The organism is Lachnobacterium bovis DSM 14045, assembly GCF_900107245.1.
GTDB lineage: Bacteria > Bacillota > Clostridia > Lachnospirales > Lachnospiraceae > Roseburia > Roseburia bovis.
In genome coordinates this window covers 1-493 of sequence record NZ_FNPG01000001.1, presented here as the reverse complement: position 1 = coordinate 493, position 493 = coordinate 1, and the positions used below count along the sequence as shown (strand labels likewise).

Genomic DNA, 493 nt, shown 5'->3' with positions numbered 1-493 from the left:
TAGGCTTACGGGGTGGTCCCCGCTCTTTCCATCAAGGTTTCTCGTGTCTCGATGTACTCTGGATTCCGTCTTGTCTCACTCGCTTCGCTTACGGGGCTTTCACCCTCTTTGGCTTGCTTTCCCAAAACAATTCTGCTCACTCGTTTGAATCAATTCTACGGTCCGAACCCCTAAGTGCACGCACCTAGGTTTGGCCTCTTTCGCTTTCGCTCGCCGCTACTTACAAAATCGATTTTTCTTTCTCTTCCTCCGGCTACTTAGATGTTTCAGTTCACCGGGTTCCCTTCCATACACTATTTTATTCACATATGGATATCTAGGTTCTCCTAGATGGGTTCCCCCATTCAGACATCTGCGGATCTTTAGTTATTTGCACTTCCCCGCAGCTTTTCGCAGCTTATCACGTCTTTCATCGGCTCTTAGTGCCAAGGCATCCACCCTGCGCTCTTTTTTGCTTGACCTTCATATCGTTTTCGATATGCGTCCTCTTCGA

The 493-nt window shown here is 48.1% G+C and carries 1 rRNA gene; it reads right to left on the bottom strand.

From position 1 onward, the window contains the following. Positions 1-461: ribosomal RNA gene (locus BLV79_RS00005) — 23S ribosomal RNA — on the bottom strand; the annotation flags it as partial. Positions 462-493: the final 32 nt, after the last annotated feature.